At 66.0% G+C, this 17,819-nt stretch carries 16 protein-coding genes, 3 tRNA genes and 1 riboswitch; of the genes, 11 read left to right on the top strand and 8 right to left on the bottom strand.

Going from position 1 to position 17,819, the window contains the following annotated elements:
* Positions 1 to 205 precede the first annotated feature (205 nt).
* Positions 206 to 1,576, top strand: coding sequence for a M23 family metallopeptidase (locus SRAH_RS02910; RefSeq protein WP_029461853.1), 1,371 nt, complete (start codon positions 206 to 208; stop codon positions 1,574 to 1,576).
* A 43-nt stretch (positions 1,577 to 1,619) separates the two neighbouring features.
* Entirely contained in the window at positions 1,620 to 2,744 is a 1,125-nt protein-coding gene (locus SRAH_RS02905) for an anhydro-N-acetylmuramic acid kinase (protein ID WP_029461852.1), read from the top strand.
* Between the two features lie 25 nt (positions 2,745 to 2,769).
* On the opposite strand, the gene erpA is transcribed toward SRAH_RS02905, so the two are convergent.
* The 3 genes from erpA to rplM form a co-directional block, all read right to left on the bottom strand.
* Positions 2,770 to 3,135, bottom strand: a complete 366-nt coding sequence (gene erpA, locus SRAH_RS02900; protein ID WP_029461851.1) for an iron-sulfur cluster insertion protein ErpA — start codon at positions 3,133 to 3,135, stop codon at positions 2,770 to 2,772.
* 208 nt (positions 3,136 to 3,343) lie between these two features.
* Positions 3,344 to 3,736: a 30S ribosomal protein S9 gene (rpsI, locus tag SRAH_RS02895; protein WP_029461850.1), complete on the bottom strand. Its 393-nt coding sequence runs from the start codon at positions 3,734 to 3,736 to the stop codon at positions 3,344 to 3,346.
* A 9-nt stretch (positions 3,737 to 3,745) separates the two neighbouring features.
* Positions 3,746 to 4,177: a 50S ribosomal protein L13 gene (gene rplM / locus SRAH_RS02890; RefSeq protein WP_029461849.1), complete on the bottom strand. Its 432-nt coding sequence runs from the start codon at positions 4,175 to 4,177 to the stop codon at positions 3,746 to 3,748.
* A 241-nt stretch (positions 4,178 to 4,418) separates the two neighbouring features.
* Here rplM and SRAH_RS02885 point away from each other — a divergent pair, with 241 nt between their 5' ends.
* Together SRAH_RS02885 and SRAH_RS02880 are read left to right on the top strand one after the other, a co-directional pair.
* Positions 4,419 to 5,327 carry a 23S rRNA (adenine(2030)-N(6))-methyltransferase RlmJ gene (locus SRAH_RS02885; protein WP_029461848.1) on the top strand — a complete coding sequence of 303 codons (909 nt, stop codon included), beginning with the start codon at positions 4,419 to 4,421 and terminating at the stop codon, positions 5,325 to 5,327.
* Positions 5,328 to 5,408: 81 nt separating this feature from the next.
* Entirely contained in the window at positions 5,409 to 6,227 is an 819-nt protein-coding gene (locus SRAH_RS02880; protein ID WP_052369058.1) for a DUF3047 domain-containing protein, read from the top strand.
* A 21-nt stretch (positions 6,228 to 6,248) separates the two neighbouring features.
* On the opposite strand, the gene metF is transcribed toward SRAH_RS02880, so the two are convergent.
* Positions 6,249 to 7,076: a methylenetetrahydrofolate reductase [NAD(P)H] gene (gene metF, locus SRAH_RS02875; protein ID WP_029461846.1), complete on the bottom strand. Its 828-nt coding sequence runs from the start codon at positions 7,074 to 7,076 to the stop codon at positions 6,249 to 6,251.
* Between the two features lie 19 nt (positions 7,077 to 7,095).
* Positions 7,096 to 8,532 (bottom strand): adenosylhomocysteinase, encoded by a 1,437-nt coding sequence (ahcY, locus tag SRAH_RS02870; RefSeq protein WP_029461845.1) that lies wholly within the window; start codon positions 8,530 to 8,532, stop codon positions 7,096 to 7,098.
* 71 nt (positions 8,533 to 8,603) lie between these two features.
* Positions 8,604 to 8,716: riboswitch (S-adenosyl-L-homocysteine riboswitch) on the bottom strand.
* A gap of 148 nt (positions 8,717 to 8,864) precedes the next feature.
* Here ahcY and SRAH_RS02865 point away from each other — a divergent pair.
* The 5 genes from SRAH_RS02865 (at position 8,865) to SRAH_RS13190 (ending at position 12,277) form a co-directional block, all read left to right on the top strand.
* Positions 8,865 to 9,872 carry a polyprenyl synthetase family protein gene (locus tag SRAH_RS02865; protein ID WP_439645534.1) on the top strand — a complete coding sequence of 336 codons (1,008 nt, stop codon included), beginning with the start codon at positions 8,865 to 8,867 and terminating at the stop codon, positions 9,870 to 9,872.
* 27 nt (positions 9,873 to 9,899) lie between these two features.
* Positions 9,900 to 9,976, top strand: a tRNA-Pro gene (locus SRAH_RS02860).
* Between the two features lie 167 nt (positions 9,977 to 10,143).
* Positions 10,144 to 10,281: a hypothetical protein gene (locus SRAH_RS12770; RefSeq protein ID WP_171816019.1), complete on the top strand. Its 138-nt coding sequence runs from the start codon at positions 10,144 to 10,146 to the stop codon at positions 10,279 to 10,281.
* Between the two features lie 136 nt (positions 10,282 to 10,417).
* Positions 10,418 to 11,893 (top strand): Fic family protein, encoded by a 1,476-nt coding sequence (locus SRAH_RS02850; RefSeq protein WP_029461843.1) that lies wholly within the window; start codon positions 10,418 to 10,420, stop codon positions 11,891 to 11,893.
* A 48-nt stretch (positions 11,894 to 11,941) separates the two neighbouring features.
* On the top strand, positions 11,942 to 12,277 hold the full coding sequence (locus tag SRAH_RS13190; protein WP_149028912.1) for a tripartite tricarboxylate transporter substrate-binding protein: 336 nt from the start codon (positions 11,942 to 11,944) through the stop codon (positions 12,275 to 12,277).
* Positions 12,278 to 12,392: 115 nt separating this feature from the next.
* Here SRAH_RS13190 and SRAH_RS02845 read toward each other — a convergent pair.
* Positions 12,393 to 12,468, bottom strand: a tRNA-Phe gene (locus SRAH_RS02845).
* A gap of 79 nt (positions 12,469 to 12,547) precedes the next feature.
* Here SRAH_RS02845 and SRAH_RS02840 point away from each other — a divergent pair.
* Positions 12,548 to 12,623, top strand: a tRNA-Arg gene (locus SRAH_RS02840).
* Between the two features lie 48 nt (positions 12,624 to 12,671).
* Here SRAH_RS02840 and purB read toward each other — a convergent pair.
* A complete protein-coding gene (gene purB, locus SRAH_RS02835) occupies positions 12,672 to 14,123 on the bottom strand; it encodes an adenylosuccinate lyase (protein WP_149028914.1) in 1,452 nt (483 codons plus the stop codon).
* 107 nt (positions 14,124 to 14,230) lie between these two features.
* Complete coding sequence (locus SRAH_RS02830) at positions 14,231 to 16,945, bottom strand: cation-transporting P-type ATPase (protein ID WP_029461841.1); 2,715 nt, start codon at positions 16,943 to 16,945, stop codon at positions 14,231 to 14,233.
* Positions 16,946 to 17,108: 163 nt separating this feature from the next.
* Between SRAH_RS02830 and SRAH_RS02825 the strand changes: the two genes are divergently transcribed.
* On the top strand, positions 17,109 to 17,726 hold the full coding sequence (locus SRAH_RS02825; RefSeq protein WP_029461840.1) for a glutathione S-transferase C-terminal domain-containing protein: 618 nt from the start codon (positions 17,109 to 17,111) through the stop codon (positions 17,724 to 17,726).
* Positions 17,727 to 17,819 lie beyond the last annotated feature (93 nt).

Here is a 17,819-nt window from a genome sequence, read left to right as displayed (position 1 = left end):
CTCGGCCGGCGCGTTATACTGGCGCGCAATTCGTGGCCGGATTTTAGTCGGCGCGCTGTGGCTTGGCTCCTGTTTTATGCGGTGGCCCCATGGCACGGCCTCCCAATCCGGCTTTCAGTTGCGCCAATTCATGGCGCCCTGCCCCTAGTCCGCCCAGCCTGTGCGCTCCCCTTTGCGCGCAGACCGGCTCAGATCTTGACCCTGAATGAACGAACTGGCCCAGCAGATCAAATTTATCTTGCAACAATACCCCAAGCATTTCGTGGCTGGCTTGGGCGCCATATTGCTCGGAACCGGCGTCACCGCCTTTGGCGTGGCCCCGTTGGAGGCGCAAATCTCCGAGCGGCCCGTGCTGCAAGTGGTTGAACCGGTGCCGCACGCCGCGCTGGCGGCGCAACTGCCGGCAGGGCCTGCGGCCACCGCTGGCACCGCCGCCGAGCTGCAAGCGCCCGTGCCCTTCGTGCTGTTTCGAACCGACGTCACGCGCCGCAACGACACCGTGCAAAGCCTGCTGGAGCGCTTGGGCGTGAGCGACAGCGCCGCGCAACAGTTCTTGCGCAGCCACCCCGATGCGGCGGTGCTGATGCGCGGCCCGGCCGGCAAGCTGGTGCGCGCCGAAACCGACGACGACCAACGTTTGCTGCGCCTGAGTGTGCGCTGGCTGCCCAGCAACCAAGCCGACACCTACCAGCGCTTGCTGGTCGAGCGCAGCGGCAACGGCTTTGTGGCCCGCATCGACCAAGGCGAACCCCAGCGCTCGGTGCGCGTGGCCAGTGGCACCATCCGCAGCACCCTGTTTGCTGCCACCGAAGCGGCCGACCTGCCCGACTTGGTGGCATCCCAACTGGCCGATATTTTTTCGGGCCAGATCGATTTCCGGCGCGACCTGCAACGCGGCGACTCCTTCCGCGTGGTCTATGAAGCCATCGAGGCCGAAGGCGAGCTGCTGCGCTACGGGCGGCTGCTGAGCGCCGAATTCGTCAACAAGGGCCGCGCGCACCAGGTGCTGTGGTTCGAGGCCCCGGGCCAGCCCGGGGCCTACTTCACCTTTGAGGGCGACAGCACGCGGCGCGCTTTCTTGGCCTCGCCGCTGGAGTTTTCACGCATCAGCAGCGGCTTTGGCTTGCGCTTTCACCCCGTCACGGGCTTGCGCCGCCCGCACTTGGGGGTCGATTTTCCGGCCCCCACCGGCACCCCGGTGCGCAGCGTCGGCGACGGCGTGGTGCAGTTTGCCGGCAGCCAACGCGGCTTTGGCAACGTGGTGTTCATCCAGCACCGCAACCACATCGTCACCGTCTACGCCCACCTGAACCGCATCGACGTGCGCAAAGGCCAGAGCGTGGCCCAAAACCAGCACATCGGCCAAGTGGGTTGCACCGGCGTCTGCACCGGCCCGCACGTGCACTTTGAATACCGCCTGAACGGCATCCACCGCGACCCCTTGCTGCTGGTGGCCGAAGGCGGCGGCAGCGAGCCGCTGTCGGCTGCGGTGCGGCCGGCGTTCCAGCAAGCCGCTGCCGACATGAGGCAAAAACTCGCGGCCGCCTCGACCCTGGTGCAGGCCAGCGCCCAATAAGATCGGCCTGCCGGGGTTTGCGCCTTGGCCAAGGTTTGGCGGCATGAGCACCTACACCATCGGCCTGATGTCGGGCACCTCGCTCGACGGCATCGACGGGGTGTTGCTCGAATCCGGCGCCGACCACAGCCACCGTGTACTGGCCGCAGCCAGTTCCGACCTGCCCGATGGCTTGCGCCTGGCCTTTCTGGGCCTCAACCAAAGTGGCCCCGACGAGCTACACCTTGCCGCCGTTGCCGCCGGCCAACTGGCTGAGCGCTACGCCCACGTGGTGGCGCAGTTGCTGCAATCCAGCGGCTTGGCCGCCGCACAGGTGCGCGCCATCGGGGCGCACGGCCAAACCGTGCGCCACCGCCCACCGGGGCCGGGCATCTCACACCCCTACACCTTGCAAATCAACCAGCCGGCGCTGCTGGCCGAGCGCACCGGCATTGCCGTGGTGGCGGATTTTCGCAGCCGCGATGTGGCCGCGGGCGGCCAAGGCGCACCCCTGGTGCCCGCCTTTCACCAGCGCATCTTTGGGTGCAAAGGGCAGTCGGTGCTGGTGCTCAACATCGGCGGCATTGCCAACCTGACCGCACTCACCGCCAGCGGCGCCGTGTATGGCCTCGACAGCGGGCCCGGCAACGCGCTGCTCGACCTGTGGTGCCAGCGCCACACCGGGGCCTGGTTCGACCGCGACGGCACCTGGGGCGCCAGTGGGCGCGAGCGGCCCGATCTTCTGGTGCACTTGCTCGAAGAGCCGTATTTTCAGCAGCGCGGCTGCAAAAGCACGGGGCGCGACCTCTTTCATGCCGACTGGCTGGCCGAGCGCCTGCGCGGCTTTGCTGCGCTGCCCCCGGCCGACGTGCAGGCCACCCTGACGCGCTTGACGGCGCGCAGCATCGCTGGAGCGGCGCAGGGCTTGGACTGGGGCGCCCAAGGTCCGCAACAGGTCTGGGTTTGTGGTGGTGGCAGCCGCAACGGCTACCTGATGCGCCTGCTGGCCGAAGAACTGCCCGGCTCAGCGGTGCAGCCCAGCGAGGCCGCTGGTTGGCCCGCGCACTGGGTTGAGCCGGCCGCCTTTGCGTGGCTGGCGTTGCAAGCCATCGAGGGGAAAACGGGCAATGTGCCCAGTGTCACCGGGGCCAGCGGGCCGCGTGTGCTGGGCGCGATCTACCCCGCCTAGTAGGCCCGCCCGCTGCGCGCTGCTTTTAGGTGCTGAAGCTCGATCCGCAGCCGCAGGTGGTGGTGGCGTTGGGGTTTTTGATCACGAACTGGGCCCCTTGCAGATCTTCTTTGTAGTCGATCTCGGCGCCCACCAGGTACTGGTAGCTCATGGCGTCGATCAGCAGGCTGACGCCGTTTTTGCTCATGGTGGTGTCGTCTTCGTTCACCACTTCGTCGAAGGTGAAACCGTACTGAAAACCCGAGCAGCCGCCGCCTTGCACGAACACGCGCAGCTTCAAATCGGGGTTGCCCTCTTCGGCGATCAAATCAGCGACCTTGGCCGCCGCGCTGTCGGTGAAAACAAAGGGGGCGGGCATTTCGGTGGCGGGGCGTTCTGCGACTTCGCTCATGGTGCGTATTCCGATGTAAAAACCTGTGCTGCAATACTAAAGCAAAAGACTCAAGATTGCACACAAAAGGGGATTGCCTGCGCGGGGGCCGGGGTTTTTGCTGACCCACCCACCTCGCAGTGCAAGCGCAAAAAAACCGCCCCCGGCTTGTGGCCAAAGGGCGGTTTGATGCAGAGCGCATGCAGCCAAGCATGCGCTGGGGCGCGTGTCAGCGCTTGGAGAACTGCTTGCGCCGGCGTGCCGAACGCAGACCGACCTTTTTGCGCTCCACTTCGCGCGCATCGCGCGTCACGTAGCCAGCTGCGCTCAGCACGGGCTTGAGCGTGGCGTCGTAGTCGATCAGGGCGCGTGTGATGCCGTGGCGCACCGCACCGGCTTGGCCGGATTCACCGCCGCCATGCACATTCACCTGGATGTCGAAGGCTTGCTCGTTGCCGGTCAGCAACAGGGGCTGGCGGGCGATCATGATCGAGGTCTGACGGCCGAAGAAGGCTTGGATGTCCTTGCCATTGACCGTGATCTGACCCGTGCCTTTTTTAAGGAACACGCGGGCGACGCTGGATTTGCGACGGCCGGTGCCATTGTTCCATTCACCTATCATGTGCGCTCCTTAAATGTCCAACACTTTGGGTTGCTGGGCGCTGTGAGGGTGCTCGGCACCGCCATAGACCTTGAGCTTTTTGATCATGGCGTAACCCAGCGGGCCTTTGGGCAGCATGCCCTTGACCGCTTTTTCGAGCGCGCGGCCGGGGTGCTTGGCCTGCATGTCGCGAAAGTTGGTGCCGTAGATACCGCCCGGGAAACCCGAGTGGCGGTAATAGATTTTGTCGAGGGCCTTGTTGCCCGTGACTTTGAGTTTGGCCGCGTTGACGATGACGATGAAATCGCCCGTGTCCACGTGAGGGGTGTAAATGGCCTTGTGCTTGCCGCGCAACCGGAGTGCCACTTCGCTGGCAACACGTCCGAGCACCTTGTCGGTGGCGTCAATCACAAACCACTCGTGCACCACCTCGGCCGGTTTGGCGCTGAAGGTTTTGGTCATGAGTTTGCTCTGATAAAGCGGGTTTGGCAGGTGTCTTTTCCACGGTCGGTGCGGCTCTGATGGCCGCCTCTTAGGTGGGTTTGCCGTGCCACAGCCCCATTAAGGCCACAGCAAAGCCTTCGCCGCGGACACCCAAAGCGCTGCGAAGCCCTCCATTCTAACGCCAAACACCAATCCCATGCAAGCCCAAATTCTCACGCAGGGCAACCTGAAGGGCGCGCGGTGGTTTACCATGCAAGCCATGTTCAGTTACCGCCACGCCTTTCATGCCGGCAACCATGCCGATGTGCTCAAACACCTGACGCTGGTGGCCTGCCTGCAGTATCTGGCCCAAAAGGATGTCGGCCTGCTGGTCGCCGACACCCACGCCGGCGCGGGTCTGTACCGGCTCGACCAAGAACTGGCCCGCACCTCGGGCGAGTCGGAACGCGGCATTGCGCGCTTGGCGGCGGCGGCGCGCCAAAAGGGTCAGCCGGTGCCGGCGGCGGTGCAGGCCTACCTCGATCTGGTGCGATCCTACAACCTTGGCCACGACAGCCTGCGCCACTACCCCGGCTCGCCTTGGATTTGCCAGACGCTGTTGCGCGCGCAAGACCAACTCAAATTGTTCGAAGTCCACCCCACCGATGCGCGGCTGCTGGAGCGCAACGTGGCCGACCTGGGGCGGGGCAAGCAAATCGAGCTGCGGCGCAGCGACGGCTTTACCGGCTTGCGCGCCCTGCTGCCGCCGCCGACGCGGCGTGCGCTGGTCTTGATCGACCCCAGCTACGAGCTAAAAACCGACTACCAAGCCGTGCTCGACTGCCTCGAAGGCGCGCTGGAGCGCTTCCCCACCGGCTGCTACGCAGTGTGGTACCCGGTGATTGCGCGCCCCGAGTCGCATGCCTTGGCGCGCAAACTCAAGGCCTTGTGCGCGCGCCTGCAGCGGCCTTGGGCGCTGGCGCAACTCGATGTCGGGCAGACCATAGCGAGCGGGCGCAGCGCCGAGGTGGCGCGCGGCCAAGCACGCACGCCCTTGCACGCCAGCGCGATGCACCTCATCAACCCCCCCTACGCCATGGCCGAGCAGTGGCGCAGCGCGCTGCCCTGGGTTTGCGCCGCCCTCAAAGAAGGCCCTGGCTCTCAGTGGGTGGTGGAACAAGGGCCATAGGCCTGACACAGGGGTCTGCTAGGCTCTTGGTCTATGCCCAAACCCAGCCCTGCTTCGCCCCCGCATCAGCTCCCGCCAACTTTGGCTGCGGTCACGCGGCGTGACTGGCTGCGGCGCAGCCTGTGGCTGGGCTTGGGGCTGCCCGCAGCGGCCTCGGCTTTGAGCGGCTGTGCTTGGTTGCGCCCTGGCACCGAGGCGGATGCCGATGCCGATGCCGAACCCACGCACCGCCTAGGGCCGGATTTTGCAGACTCCGCTTGGGCGCGCAGCAGCCTGGTTGAAGCCGCCACCAGCGCGTGGGAGCACCAGACCTTTGCTGGCCGCAGCCCCACGCGCTACCACGCCACCGAACACCGAGGTCGGCCCGCGGTGCACGCCCTGTGCGAGGGCAACAACAGCCTGTTACGCCGGCGGGTGCAACTGCCCGCGGCCCAGTGGGGCGAATTGCGCTTTTCTTGGTGGGTCGATGCGCTCAACCCCAAAAGCAACCTGAGCCAACGCGACACCAATGACGCGGTGGTGCGCATCCTCCTGACTTTCGACGGCGACCGAATGGGCTTTACGACACGCGACCGGGCCCTGTCGGAGCTGGCGCTGCTGCTGACGGGCGAACCGATGCCGCACGCCACCCTGATGTATGTGTGGGACAACACGAACCCGGTGGGCACCGTGCTACACGACCCCAACACCAGCCGGGTGCGGCTGCTGGTGGTGCGCTCGGGCCCGGCCACGCTGGGGCGCTGGAACGAGGAAGTGCGCGACGTGCAGGCCGATTACGCGCGCGCTTTTGGCGATGGCGCCAGCGGACTGAACGGCATTGGCCTGATGACCGACTCCAACAACACCCGCCAGCGCTCGGAAGCGTGGTACGGGCCGCTCAGCCTCAGGCGCCGCGCCTGAGACCCGACGCGCCGCACTCCCCTACCGGCCCAGCCGCTCGCACAGCGCCAGCGTGGGTGCGCTCTGGTTCATGGTGTAGAAATGCAGCCCCGGCACCCCGGCCCGTTGCAACTGCTCGCACAAATCGCCCACCACCTCGCGCCCAAAGGCCTGAATGCTGGCTACGTCGTCGCCATAGCCCAGCAGCCGCAGCCGGATCCAGCGCGGCACCTCGGCCCCGCAGGCGTCAGAAAAGCGCAGCAACTGGCTGGCGTTGGTGATGGGCATGATGCCGGGCACGATGGGGATGTCGATGCCCAGCGCGCAGGCCTCATCGACGAAGCGAAAGTAGGCGTCGGTGTTGAAAAAGTACTGCGTGATGGCGCTGTCGGCGCCAGCGCGCACCTTGGCCAGCAGGGCTTGCAAATCGGCCTGCGGCGAGCGCGCTTGCGGGTGCACCTCGGGGTAGGCGGCCACCTCGATCACAAAGGCGCTGCCAAACTCGGCCCGAATGAAGGCCACCAGGTCGCTGGCGTACTGGAACTCGCCGCCCAAGCCGTAGCCGCTGGGCATGTCGCCGCGCAAGGCCACCAAGCGGCGCACCCCCATGCCCTGCAACTGGCCAAGCTGCGCGCGCACCCCGGCCCGAGTCGCCCCGATGCACGAAAAATGCGCTGCCGCCGGCACCCCTTCGGCCAAAATTTCGGCCACCGTGGCAAAGGTGCCCTCTTGCGTGGAGCCCCCGGCGCCATAGGTGACAGAGCAAAACTCGGGCTGGCGGGCGTAGAGCTGCTGGCGCACGGCACGCAGCTTGAGCGCGCCCTCGGGTGTTTTGGGCGGGAAAAACTCGAAACTCAGCGGCAATGCCATGGCGTCCACCCGGCCCACTTCAGTAGCGGTAGCTGTCGGGCTTGTAGGGGCCGTTTTTGGGCACCCCGATGTAGCTCGCCTGCTCATCGCTGAGCTCGGTGAGCTGGGCCCCGACCTTTTTCAGGTGCAGGCGCGCCACTTTTTCGTCCAGGTGCTTGGGCAGCACATAGACCTTGCCAGCGTCGTAGCCGTCTGGGTGGCCGTAGAGCTCGATCTGGGCGATGGTCTGGTTGGCAAAACTCGAGGACATCACAAAGCTCGGGTGCCCGGTGCCGCAGCCTAGGTTCACCAGCCGCCCCTTGGCCAGCAGAATGATGCGCTTGCCATCGGGGAAGATCACGTGGTCCACCTGCGGCTTGATCTCCTCCCACTGGCAGCGCGATTCGATCTCGGTGACCTCGATCTCGTTGTCGAAGTGGCCGATGTTGCACACAATCGCCTGGTCTTTCATGCGCGCCATGTGCCCATAGGTGATGACGCCCTTGTTGCCGGTGGCGGTGACGAAAATGTCGGCCTTGTCGGCGGCATAGTCCATCGTCACCACGCGGTAGCCTTCCATGGCCGCTTGCAGCGCGTTGATGGGGTCGATCTCGGTCACCCAGACCTGCGCCGAGAGCGCGCGCAGCGCCTGGGCCGAACCCTTGCCCACGTCGCCATAACCGGCCACCACGGCCACCTTGCCGGCGATCATCACATCGGTGGCGCGCTTGATGCCATCAACCAGCGACTCGCGGCAGCCATAGAGGTTGTCGAACTTGCTCTTGGTGACCGAGTCGTTGACGTTGATGGCGCGAAACAGCAGCGTGCCCTTGGCCGACATTTCCTTGAGCCGGTGCACGCCGGTGGTGGTTTCTTCGGTCACGCCGATGATCTGCGCGCCCTTGCGGCTGTACCAGGTGGCGTCTTCGGCCAGTTTGGCGCGGATGGCGGCAAACAGGATGCGCTCTTCGTCGCTGCCGGGGTTGGCCAGCACCTCGGGGTGGCGCTCGGCTTGGCGGCCCAGGTGCATGAGCAGCGTGGCGTCGCCGCCGTCATCCAAAATCATGTTGGGGCCTTCGGCCGCTGCGCCGGCGGGGCCAAACTCAAAAATGCGGTGCGTGTAGTCCCAGTACTGCTCCAGCGTTTCGCCCTTGAAGGCAAACACCGGCGTGCCCGCAGCGGCAATGGCGGCGGCGGCGTGGTCTTGGGTAGAAAAAATGTTGCACGAGGCCCAGCGCACCTGCGCGCCCAGCGCTTGCAGGGTTTCAATCAGCACGGCGGTCTGGATCGTCATGTGCAGGCTGCCGGTGATGCGGGCTCCGGCCAGCGGCTGGCGCGCGGCGTATTCTTCGCGGATGGCCATCAGGCCCGGCATTTCGGTTTCGGCAATGCGGATTTCTTTGCGGCCCCATTCGGCCAGAGCAATGTCGGCGATCACGCAGTCGGCGAGGACGGGGTTTTTCAAGGCAGCGTTCATACAGGTTCCAACAACAGAGGTTTGATCAGACCACTGCCCGCCAGAGCCGCCAAAGCGCTCACCGCACGAGAAGTGGGCGAGCGTCGTTGCAGGGGGTGGCCGACCACCGAGCCAGGCGGTGGCGGCCTGTTTCGAGCCTCGCACGGGCGCCATTTGGCCCGATGCTGCAACGCTCCTCGAAACTTGTGAGAAATTATAGACCCATTCTTTCTGGCCTGCATCAGGCCATGCCGTTCTTGGCCCTTGCGACCCGTGCCTGCGGCAAACAGGGTTGCGAACAGGGTTGCGGTGGCCCTACCTATAATTCGTCGGTTCGACCTTCATACGCAACCTTGCCCTTTCAATTGAGCGCCTCTCCCACAACCGCCACCGTAGCCACCCCCACCGCCTTGGAGCGGGTTGCCGCCGACATGCAAGTGGTCGATGGCGTGATCCGCCAGCAGCTAGGCAGCGAAGTCCCCTTGGTTGGCGAGGTGGCCAATTACATCATCGGCGCCGGCGGCAAGCGGGTGCGCCCGGCGCTGCTGCTGCTGATGTGTCAGGCGCTGGGCTGCACCGATGCGCGCCGCCACAGCCTGGCGGCGGTGGTCGAGTTCATCCACACCGCCACCTTGCTGCACGACGACGTGGTCGATGAATCGGCCCTGCGCCGCGGCCGCGACACCGCCAACCACCTATTTGGCAACGCCGCCAGCGTGCTGGTGGGCGACTTCCTCTACTCGCGCGCCTTCCAGATGATGGTGCAAGCCGGCCTGATGCGCGTCATGGACGTGCTGGCCGACGCCACCAACGTGATCGCCGAAGGCGAGGTGCTGCAACTGATGCAGATGCACGACGCCGCACTCGACGAAGCCGCCTACCTGCGCGTGATCCGCGCCAAGACCGCCAAGCTGTTTGAGGCCAGCGCACGCCTGGCCGCCATTTTGGCGGGCAGCGACGCTGCCACCGAGGCCCACTGCGCCGACTACGGCCAGTCGCTCGGGGCCGCCTTTCAGGTGATAGACGACGTGCTCGACTACGAGGGCGATGTGGCCGAAATGGGCAAGAGCCTGGGCGACGACCTGCGCGAAGGCAAGGTCACGTTGCCCCTGATCTGCACCTTGCAGCGCTGCAGCACCGCCGACGCCACCCTGATCCGCACCGCCATCGAGCACGGCAACAGCGAACACCTGCCCCAGATCATCGAAATCGTGCGCCGCAGCGGCGGCCTGGCCGACGCCCGCCGCGCCGCCCAAGCGCAAGCGCAACGCGCCATGGCCGCCGCCCAAACCCTGCCGCCCAGCCCCAGCCGCGAGGCTTTGATACAATGGACGACTGCACTGCTGGAGCGCCGCTCCTAGCGCAAGAGCCGCTTGCAAGGTGCAACACGGGGTGTAGCTTAGCCTGGTAGAGCGCTACGTTCGGGACGTAGAGGCCGGAGGTTCGAATCCTCTCACCCCGACCACATTTTCCTTGTAAATCAGCCACTTACAAGTCAACGCCAAGTGCGGATTGCTTGCTTCAGGTGCCCTTAGTGGCAAATGAGTGGCAAGCTTCCGTGCTTCGCGCTGCTGTAGCGAACAGGCTAAACAGCAGAATTAGACCCTGCTCCCCCAACAGGAGCAAAGGTCCATGGCCTCCATCGATAATCGGTCTCGCTTTGTGGTCTCGGTGGCCAAGCGCGACGACCTCAAGCAAACGTTCGCTTACAACCGCGAGGCTGCGCTGAAGACGTACTTCCAAGAGATGAAGTCGCCGGAGCTCAAGTAACAGACAAATATTTGCGACGCACCGACATTCAAATTAAAATATAGGCGACAGAATCTGGCCCGTCCATCCTTTAGCTCAAAGAAAACGACACGAAACCAGCCTAGCCCAACAAATCACGACGGCCGCTGCCACAACCATGGCCTCTCTTGCAAAAAAACCGACAGGCGAACTGCTGCTCTACGCCGAGATGGCAGCTGCCGAGGTGCGTGCGGCACAGCGCCAACTCAAAGCCGGTCAGTTGCACCGCATCGCCGCCGGCGTGCTGACCCCGTGGCCAGAAGCGAGCTGGCCAGGCCTCGTGGCGCGCGAGCGAATCCGACTGCTCGCCGCCCTGTACCCCGGGGCCGTGGTGGGTCCCAAAAGCGCTTTCTACGGTGGTGTGCCTCACGACGGGGTGATGCACCTGACCTACACCTACACCAAGCGCGTCGCGCTGCCTGGGATGACCGTACAACTCATCCAGGGGCCGGGAGCCAGTCAAGGCGATACGCCGATGATGGGACGCGAGCTCTACTACCCGTCGCTGCCGCGCATGCTGCTAGAGAACCTGTCCATCACGCGGGGCCAGGTTCAGAAGTCGGTGGGGAGGGTCGAAGTGGAGAGGCGCCTCATCGAGACTTGCGAAGCACGCGGAGAAGAGGTTCTGAACCACTTGCGCGAACAGGCCCGCGACTTGGCGCCAGGCCTTGGCCTGCAACGGGAACAAGTCCTGCTCGACGAGCTTATCGGCGCCATCCTAGGCACTCGCCAAGCCGACATGCAAACACAAGCCGGCAAGGGCCTTGCTGCCGCCCCGCCCTACGACGCAAACCGCCTGGCCTTGCTGGAGAAACTCGCCGCCCACCTGCGGGCCAGTCCGTTGAAGCAAGCTGCGGCTGTCGCCACCACCGACCAAGCCAGGGTCAACTTTGCCTTCTTGGAGTCGTACTTCAGCAACTTCATCGAAGGCACCGAATTCGACGTCCAGGACGCCCGGGGGTTTGTGCTCCAAGGTCGCCCCATCACCACGCGCCCCAAAGACTCCCACGACGTGCTGGGCGTGTTCCGCCAGGCAGTCAACCCGGGATGGGCCAACCAGACCTTGGGCGTGGGCGAGCCCGTGCTCCACCAATTGCGAGACAGGCACCGCGACCAAATGGCCGAGCGACCGGAAGTGGGGCCCGGGGAGTTCAAGACACAAGCCAACCGCGCCGGCAACACCGAGTTCGTGGCGCCTCGACTGGTGCGAGGCACCCTTGTAGAGGGCTCAAAACTGCTGCCCACAGTACCCGCTGGCATGGCCCGCGCACTGCTGGCCATGTTTCTCGTCGCCGAGGTACACCCCTTCACCGATGGAAATGGTCGGCTGGCGCGACTCGTGATGAACGCCGAACTTTCGGTGGTGGGGGCCAGTCGCCTCATCATTCCGACGCTTTTTCGGGAAGAGTACCTGGACTGCCTGCGCGCGCTCACCCGGCAGGGCGACCCGGCACCCTTTGTACAAGCCATGCAGCACATCCACGCCTGGACGGCTGCATTCAACTACGACGACCTTGACCGCGTGCTGGCTCAAATGGCAGTCTGCCATGCGTTCGAAAAGTCCCGCATCCAGCACAAGCTGCTCTTTCCTTGAGGGCACGCTAGGGTATCGGCGCGTATCAAGACAGTTGTCGCCTGAATCATGCAGCCGGCCTTGCTGGTGCCGGTGCCGCCCGGCGGCTCGGTCGACCTGCTGGTGCGCTTGATCGCCGAGCACCTGCCGCGCACGCTTCAGCAAACGGTGGTGGTCGAGAACCGCCCCGGTGCCTCGGGCTTGATCGCGGCCGGGTTCGCTGAACGCGTCCTCGGCTGGCATGGGCACCCTCAAGCACCTAGCCGCCGAGCTGTACAAAACGCGCACGCGCAGCCACGCAAGGCCTCGAGTGGGTCGGCGGCACGGCGGCCGAATTCGATTTCTTCATCGCTGCCGAGGGGCGGCGCTGGGGTCAGCTCGTCAGTGATCTGCGGCGGAACTTGAGCTGACCGAAACCATAAAGACCGCTCTGGCGCAAGCCAGCGAGGACGGGATGGCGGTCTATCCGATGGCCAGGAAAAACAAAACGCCCAACCGAGGACAGTTGAGCGTTGAATGGTGGTGGCCTGGGGCAGAATCGAACTGCCGACACGCGGATTTTCAGTCCGCTGCTCTACCAACTGAGCTACCGGGCCACTGGCGTTATTCTAGCACACGCTGAGAGCGGTTTTCTAGCCAAGCCCCGCCGGTGGCTGCTAGAATGTGAGGTTCTGCGCGGCTGTAGCTCAGTGGATAGAGTATCGGCCTCCGAAGCCGAGGGTCGTGGGTTCGATCCCCGCCAGCCGCGCCATCCCATCGCAACCCCCGTCAGGGCCGCATCAGGCCCGCATCAGGTACCTTAGGCCCGCCGCGCCAGCGCCTCGGCCAAGCCGGTGTAGTCGGCCGGGGTGAGCGCCAGCAGGCGCGCCTTGTCGGCAGCCGGAATGTCCAGCGTCTCAATCAATTCGTGCAGCGCCGCGCGCGTCACCGCTTGGCCGCGGGTGGCGGCCTTGAGCTTTTCGTAGGCCCCGGCAATGCCGTGGCGGCGCATCACGGTCTGGATCGGCTCGGCCAGCACCTCCCAAGCCCCATCCAAGTCGGCCGCCAGCGCCTGCGGATTCAGCTCCAGCTTGCCCAGCCCGGTGCGCAGCGACTGCTGCGCCAGCAGCGCATGCCCCAGCGCCACGCCCATATTGCGCAGCACGGTGGAGTCGCTCAAATCGCGCTGCCAGCGGCTGATCGGCAGCTTTTCGCTCAGGTGGCGCAGCAGCGCGTTGGCCAGCCCCAAGTTGCCTTCGGCGTTTTCGAAGTCGATCGGGTTCACCTTGTGCGGCATGGTGGAGGAGCCAATCTCGCCCGCCTTGAGCTTTTGCTTGAAGTAGCCCAAGCTGATGTAGCCCCAGAGGTCGCGCGCCAGATCGATCAGGATGGTGTTGCTGCGCGCCACAGCGTCGAACAGCTCGGCCATGTAGTCGTGCGGCTCGATCTGGGTGCTGTAGGGCTGAAAGCTCAGGCCTAGGCCGATGGGGGCCTCGGGCGCGCTGCCGGCCGTGGCGGCCGGGGTTTCGACCACGCGGCGGGCGAAAGCCTCCCAGTCAAAATCCGGCCAAGCGGACAGGTGCGCGTTGTAGTTGCCCACGGCACCGTTCATTTTGCCCAGCAGCGGCACCGCCGCGATGCGCTGGCGCGCCGTTTGCAAGCGCTGCAGCACATTGGCCAGCTCCTTGCCCACTGTGCTCGGGCTGGCGGTCTGGCCGTGGGTGCGGCTGAGCATGGGCACCGCCGCCCAGCGCTGCGCCAGCTCGCGCAGTTGGGCGATGATGGCATCCAGCCCCGGCAGCAGCACCTGCTCGCGCGCGGCCTTGAGTTGCAGCGCGTGGCTGGTGTTGTTGATGTCTTCGCTGGTGCAGGCAAAGTGGACAAACTCGCCCAGCGCCTGCAGCTCGGGCCAACCGGCAAAAGCCCCCGCCACGCCCAACTCGGGGTTGCCGCGGATCCAGTACTCGACCGCCTTCACGTCGTGGTTGGTGGTTTTCTCGATCGCCTTGATGGCGGCCGCGTCGGCCACGCCGAAGCGCTCGACGATGGCGCGCAAATGTGCCCGCGCCGGGGGACTGAGCGGCTGCGCCGCGGGGCTGAGCGGCTGTGCGCGGGCCAGGCCGGCGTCGCACAGGTGTTCGAGCCAGACCAGCTCGACCTGCACCCGGCAGCGCATGAAGCCGTATTCGCTCAAGAGCGGGCGCAGCGCATCGAGCTTGGGCTGGTAGCGCCCGTCGAGCGGCGACAGGGCGGTGAGGGGGGAAAATTCCAGTGGGGAGGTATCAGGCATGGTGGGACTATTGTAAAAGCCCGGCCTCGGGCCGCAGACATAGCCGCTGACCTGCCCGCCGACAGCGCCGTCATCGGGCCGCCTGTGCATCAGCCCGCTGCCGCGCGGCCCTCCAGCGTCTTGCGCAGCAGCTTCTCGGCACCGATCACAAGGTGGATCGCCAGCCCGACCGCCAGCACCGGCAGCCATTCCGATGCGGCAATGGGCGCGGTGTGGAACATCGTGTTCATCAGCGGCACGTAGGTCACCAGCCACTGCGAGCCCATCATCGCCGCAATCCCGACCCAAATCCACGGGTTGCTCATCAGCCCGAGCTTCCACATGGAGTGGCGCAGCGAGCGCATATTGAGCAGGTAGAACGACTGCCCCACCGCGAACACCGCCAGCGCGATGGTGCGCGCCTCGGCCTCGCTGAGCCCGCGCGCCAGCGCGTGGTGAAACAGCACGGTGGCACCCGCCATCAGCATCACGCCCACGATCAGGATGCGCAGCACCAGCTCCCAGTTGAGGATGGGCGCATCGGGCCGGCGCGGCGGTCGCAGCATGATGCCGGCCTCGCGCGGCTCGAAGCACAGTGTCAGGCCCAGCAGCACGGCGGTGGTCATATTGATCCACAGCGCCTGCACCGGCAAAATCGGCAGCGGCTGCGCGGCCAGGATGGCGGCGATGATCACCAGCCCCTGCCCGGCGTTGGTGGGCAAAATCCAACTGATGAACTTGACGATGTTGTCGAACACGCCCCGCCCCTCTTCGACTGCGGCCTCGATGCTGGCGAAGTTGTCGTCGGTCAGAACCATCGCCGCGGCCTCTTTCGAGACCTCGGTGCCAGTGATGCCCATGGCCACGCCAATGTCGGCGCGCTTGAGCGCGGGCGCGTCGTTGACGCCGTCGCCGGTCATGGCCACCACCTCGCCGCGCGCCTGCAGCGCCTGCACCAGGCGCAGCTTTTGCTCGGGGGTGACGCGGGCGAACACCGCGGTGTCGGACGCGGCGGCTTCGAACGCCGCCTCGTCTAGCGCTTCGAGCTGGCGGCCGCTGAGCGCACGCGGCGGCCGCTCCCGGCTGGCGCGCGGGTCCAGCCCGATTTCAGCGGCAATGGCCGCCGCCGTGACCGCGTGGTCGCCGGTGATCATCTTGACCCGGATGCCCGCCGTGTGGCAGGCCTGCACCGCCCGCACCGCCTCGGCGCGCGGCGGGTCGATCATGCCTTGCAGGCCCAGAAACTCCAGCCCGCTGCCCACCTCGGCGTGGCCTATGCGCGCCAAGCCCGCGCCGCTGCGGCGCGCAAAAGCCAGCACGCGCAGGCCCAGCCGGGCCATGGCCTCGACCTGGGCGTGTACGGCGTCGGCGTCCAGCGGCTGGCGGGTGTCGTCGGGCCCCATGGCGCTGTCGCAGCGCGCCAGCACCGCCTCCACCGCGCCTTTCAGGTAAACCAGCGGCTGCGCCCCGCCGTGCAGCGTGGCCATGTACTGGTGCTGCGACTCAAAGGGCAGCGCGTCGAGGCGCGGCTGCGCGGCCGCCACGGCCGCCTCGTCCAGCCCGGCCTTGCGCGCGGCCACCCGCAGCGCGCCCTCGGTGGGGTCGCCGTCGATGCGCCAGGCACCGCCCTGCTCGCGCAGCACGGCGTCGTTGCACAGCAGGCCGGCGCGCAGCAGCTCTTCCAGCGGCGGCGGCAACTCCGCCAGCGGCTGGCCTTCGCGGCTGAGCCCACCCTGGGGCGCGTAGCCCACGCCGCTCAGCTCGGCACCCGCGCCTGCGGCCCACAGGTGCTGCACCGTCATCTCGTTGCGCGTGAGCGTGCCGGTTTTGTCGGAACAGATCACGGTCGTGCTGCCCAGGGTCTCGACCGCGGGCAGGTGGCGGATGATGGCATTGCGCTTGGCCATGCGGCTCACGCCGATGGCCAGCGTGATGGTGAGCACCACCACCAGCCCCTCGGGAATCATGGCCACCGACAGCGCCACCGCCGCCAGGAACATATCGACCAGCGATTGGCCGTGGACAAAGGTGCCCACGGCAAAGGTCAGGGCCGCCAGCCCCAGAATGGCCCACATCAGCCAGTGACTAAAGCGCGTGATGCGCCGCGTCAGCGGTGTGGCCAGCACATCGGTGTGGGCCAGCAGCTCCGAAATGCGGCCGATCTCGGTGCCTTTGCCCGTGGCCACCACCACCCCGGTGGCTGTGCCGTAGTGCACCAGGGTCGAGGAATAGGCCATGTTGCGGCGGTCGGCCAGACCGGTGTCGGCGGCCAGCGGCTCGGCGTGCTTCTCCACCGGCAGCGACTCGCCCGTCAGCGCCGCCTCGTCCACGCGCAGCTCGCGCACGCCGAGCAGGCGCAGGTCGGCCGGCACCTTGTCGCCCGAGGCCAGCAACACAATGTCGCCGGGCACCAGTGCGCGCGCATCGATGCGCTGGCGCTGCCCGCCGCGCAGCACCGTGGCCTCGGTGCTGAGCGCGCGCGCCAGCGCTTCCAGCGCGCCCAGCGCCTTGCTCTCTTGGACGAAGCCGATCACGGCGTTGAGGAAGATCACACCAAAAATCACCGCCGCGTCGGTCCAGGCCCCCACGGCGAGCTTGATGCCGGTGGCCACCAGCAGGATGTAAACCAGCACCTGGTTGAACTGCAGCAAAAAGCGCAGCAGCGGGCCACGCCCCTTGGGCGGCGGCAGCGCGTTGGGGCCAAAGCTGCGCTGGCGCGCTTGCACCGCAGCGGCATCGAGGCCCTGCTGCGGGTTCGCCTCCAGCAAGCCGATCACCTCGGCGGGCGGCTGGTGGTGCCAGTGCTTTTCGGGCAAATTTTGCATAGTTGGACCAACTCCTTCGGGCTGGATGCAGAGAGTGCCTGCCGCAAATCATTCTAACCACGGGCTGTGTGGGGGCTGTTGCATGCAGGGCGGCGGCGGTGGCACAATCAATTGCCACCTCAAAAATCAATCAGACACCTGCTTGGGTGCCATCAGGAAGACCATGAAACTCATTGGATCGCTCACCAGCCCTTACGTGCGCAAGGCGCGCATCGTGCTGGCCGAAAAAAAGCTCAACTTCAGCTGGGTCGATGAAAACGTCTGGGCCGCCGACACCCGCATCCAGCAGTTCAACCCGCTGGGCAAGGTGCCCTGCCTGCTGCTAGACGACGGCACCAGCGTGTACGACTCGCGCGTGATCGTCGAGTACCTCGACACCCTGTCGCCGGTGGGCAAGTTGATTCCGGACCATGGGCGCGAGCGGCTGGAGGTGAAAATTTGGGAGGCGCTCGCCGATGGGGTGAGCGATGCCGCCTTTGCCGCGCGCATGGAAGGGCACTGGGATGGCCGCACGGCGCAGCAACGCAGCCCGGCTTGGATCGAGCGCCAACTGGGCAAGGTCACGCACGGCCTGCGCGCCATGAGCGAGCGCCTGGGTGAGCAGCCTTTTTGCCACGGCACGCACTTCTCGCTGGCCGATGTGGCCACCGGTTGCGCGCTGGCGTACCTGGATTTTCGCTTTGCCCAAATCGCTTGGCGCACCGACCACCCCAACTTGGCCCGGCTCTACGAAAAGCTGGCGCAGCGCCCGAGCTTTGTGGCCAGTGTGCCGCCGGGCTGAAGGCGCCTAGGGCTGCGTATAAAAAAGGGTTGCGAGGCACTCCGCAGCTCAAGAGGAGGGAGAGGGAGGAGGAGAGACGCCCCGGAGCGGTCG

The sequence above is a fragment of the Serpentinimonas barnesii genome, from assembly GCF_000696225.1.
In the GTDB taxonomy this organism is placed as follows: Bacteria; Pseudomonadota; Gammaproteobacteria; order Burkholderiales; family Burkholderiaceae_C; genus Serpentinimonas; species Serpentinimonas barnesii.
The sequence above is the reverse complement of the archived record's forward strand: the minus strand, read 5'-3'. Positions and strand labels throughout refer to the sequence as shown.

Coding starts and splice junctions, on each gene's coding strand:
- SRAH_RS02910 (WP_029461853.1), top strand. CDS start 206: ATGAACGAACTGGCCCAGCAGATCAAATTTATCTTGCAACAATACCCC.
- SRAH_RS02905 (WP_029461852.1), top strand. CDS start 1,620: ATGAGCACCTACACCATCGGCCTGATGTCGGGCACCTCGCTCGACGGC.
- erpA (WP_029461851.1), bottom strand. CDS start 3,135: ATGAGCGAAGTCGCAGAACGCCCCGCCACCGAAATGCCCGCCCCCTTT.
- rpsI (WP_029461850.1), bottom strand. CDS start 3,736: ATGATAGGTGAATGGAACAATGGCACCGGCCGTCGCAAATCCAGCGTC.
- rplM (WP_029461849.1), bottom strand. CDS start 4,177: ATGACCAAAACCTTCAGCGCCAAACCGGCCGAGGTGGTGCACGAGTGG.
- SRAH_RS02885 (WP_029461848.1), top strand. CDS start 4,419: ATGTTCAGTTACCGCCACGCCTTTCATGCCGGCAACCATGCCGATGTG.
- metF (WP_029461846.1), bottom strand. CDS start 7,076: ATGGCATTGCCGCTGAGTTTCGAGTTTTTCCCGCCCAAAACACCCGAG.
- ahcY (WP_029461845.1), bottom strand. CDS start 8,532: ATGAACGCTGCCTTGAAAAACCCCGTCCTCGCCGACTGCGTGATCGCC.
- SRAH_RS12770 (WP_171816019.1), top strand. CDS start 10,144: ATGGCCTCCATCGATAATCGGTCTCGCTTTGTGGTCTCGGTGGCCAAG.
- SRAH_RS02850 (WP_029461843.1), top strand. CDS start 10,418: ATGGCCTCTCTTGCAAAAAAACCGACAGGCGAACTGCTGCTCTACGCC.
- SRAH_RS13190 (WP_149028912.1), top strand. CDS start 11,942: ATGCAGCCGGCCTTGCTGGTGCCGGTGCCGCCCGGCGGCTCGGTCGAC.
- SRAH_RS02830 (WP_029461841.1), bottom strand. CDS start 16,945: ATGCAAAATTTGCCCGAAAAGCACTGGCACCACCAGCCGCCCGCCGAG.
- SRAH_RS02825 (WP_029461840.1), top strand. CDS start 17,109: ATGAAACTCATTGGATCGCTCACCAGCCCTTACGTGCGCAAGGCGCGC.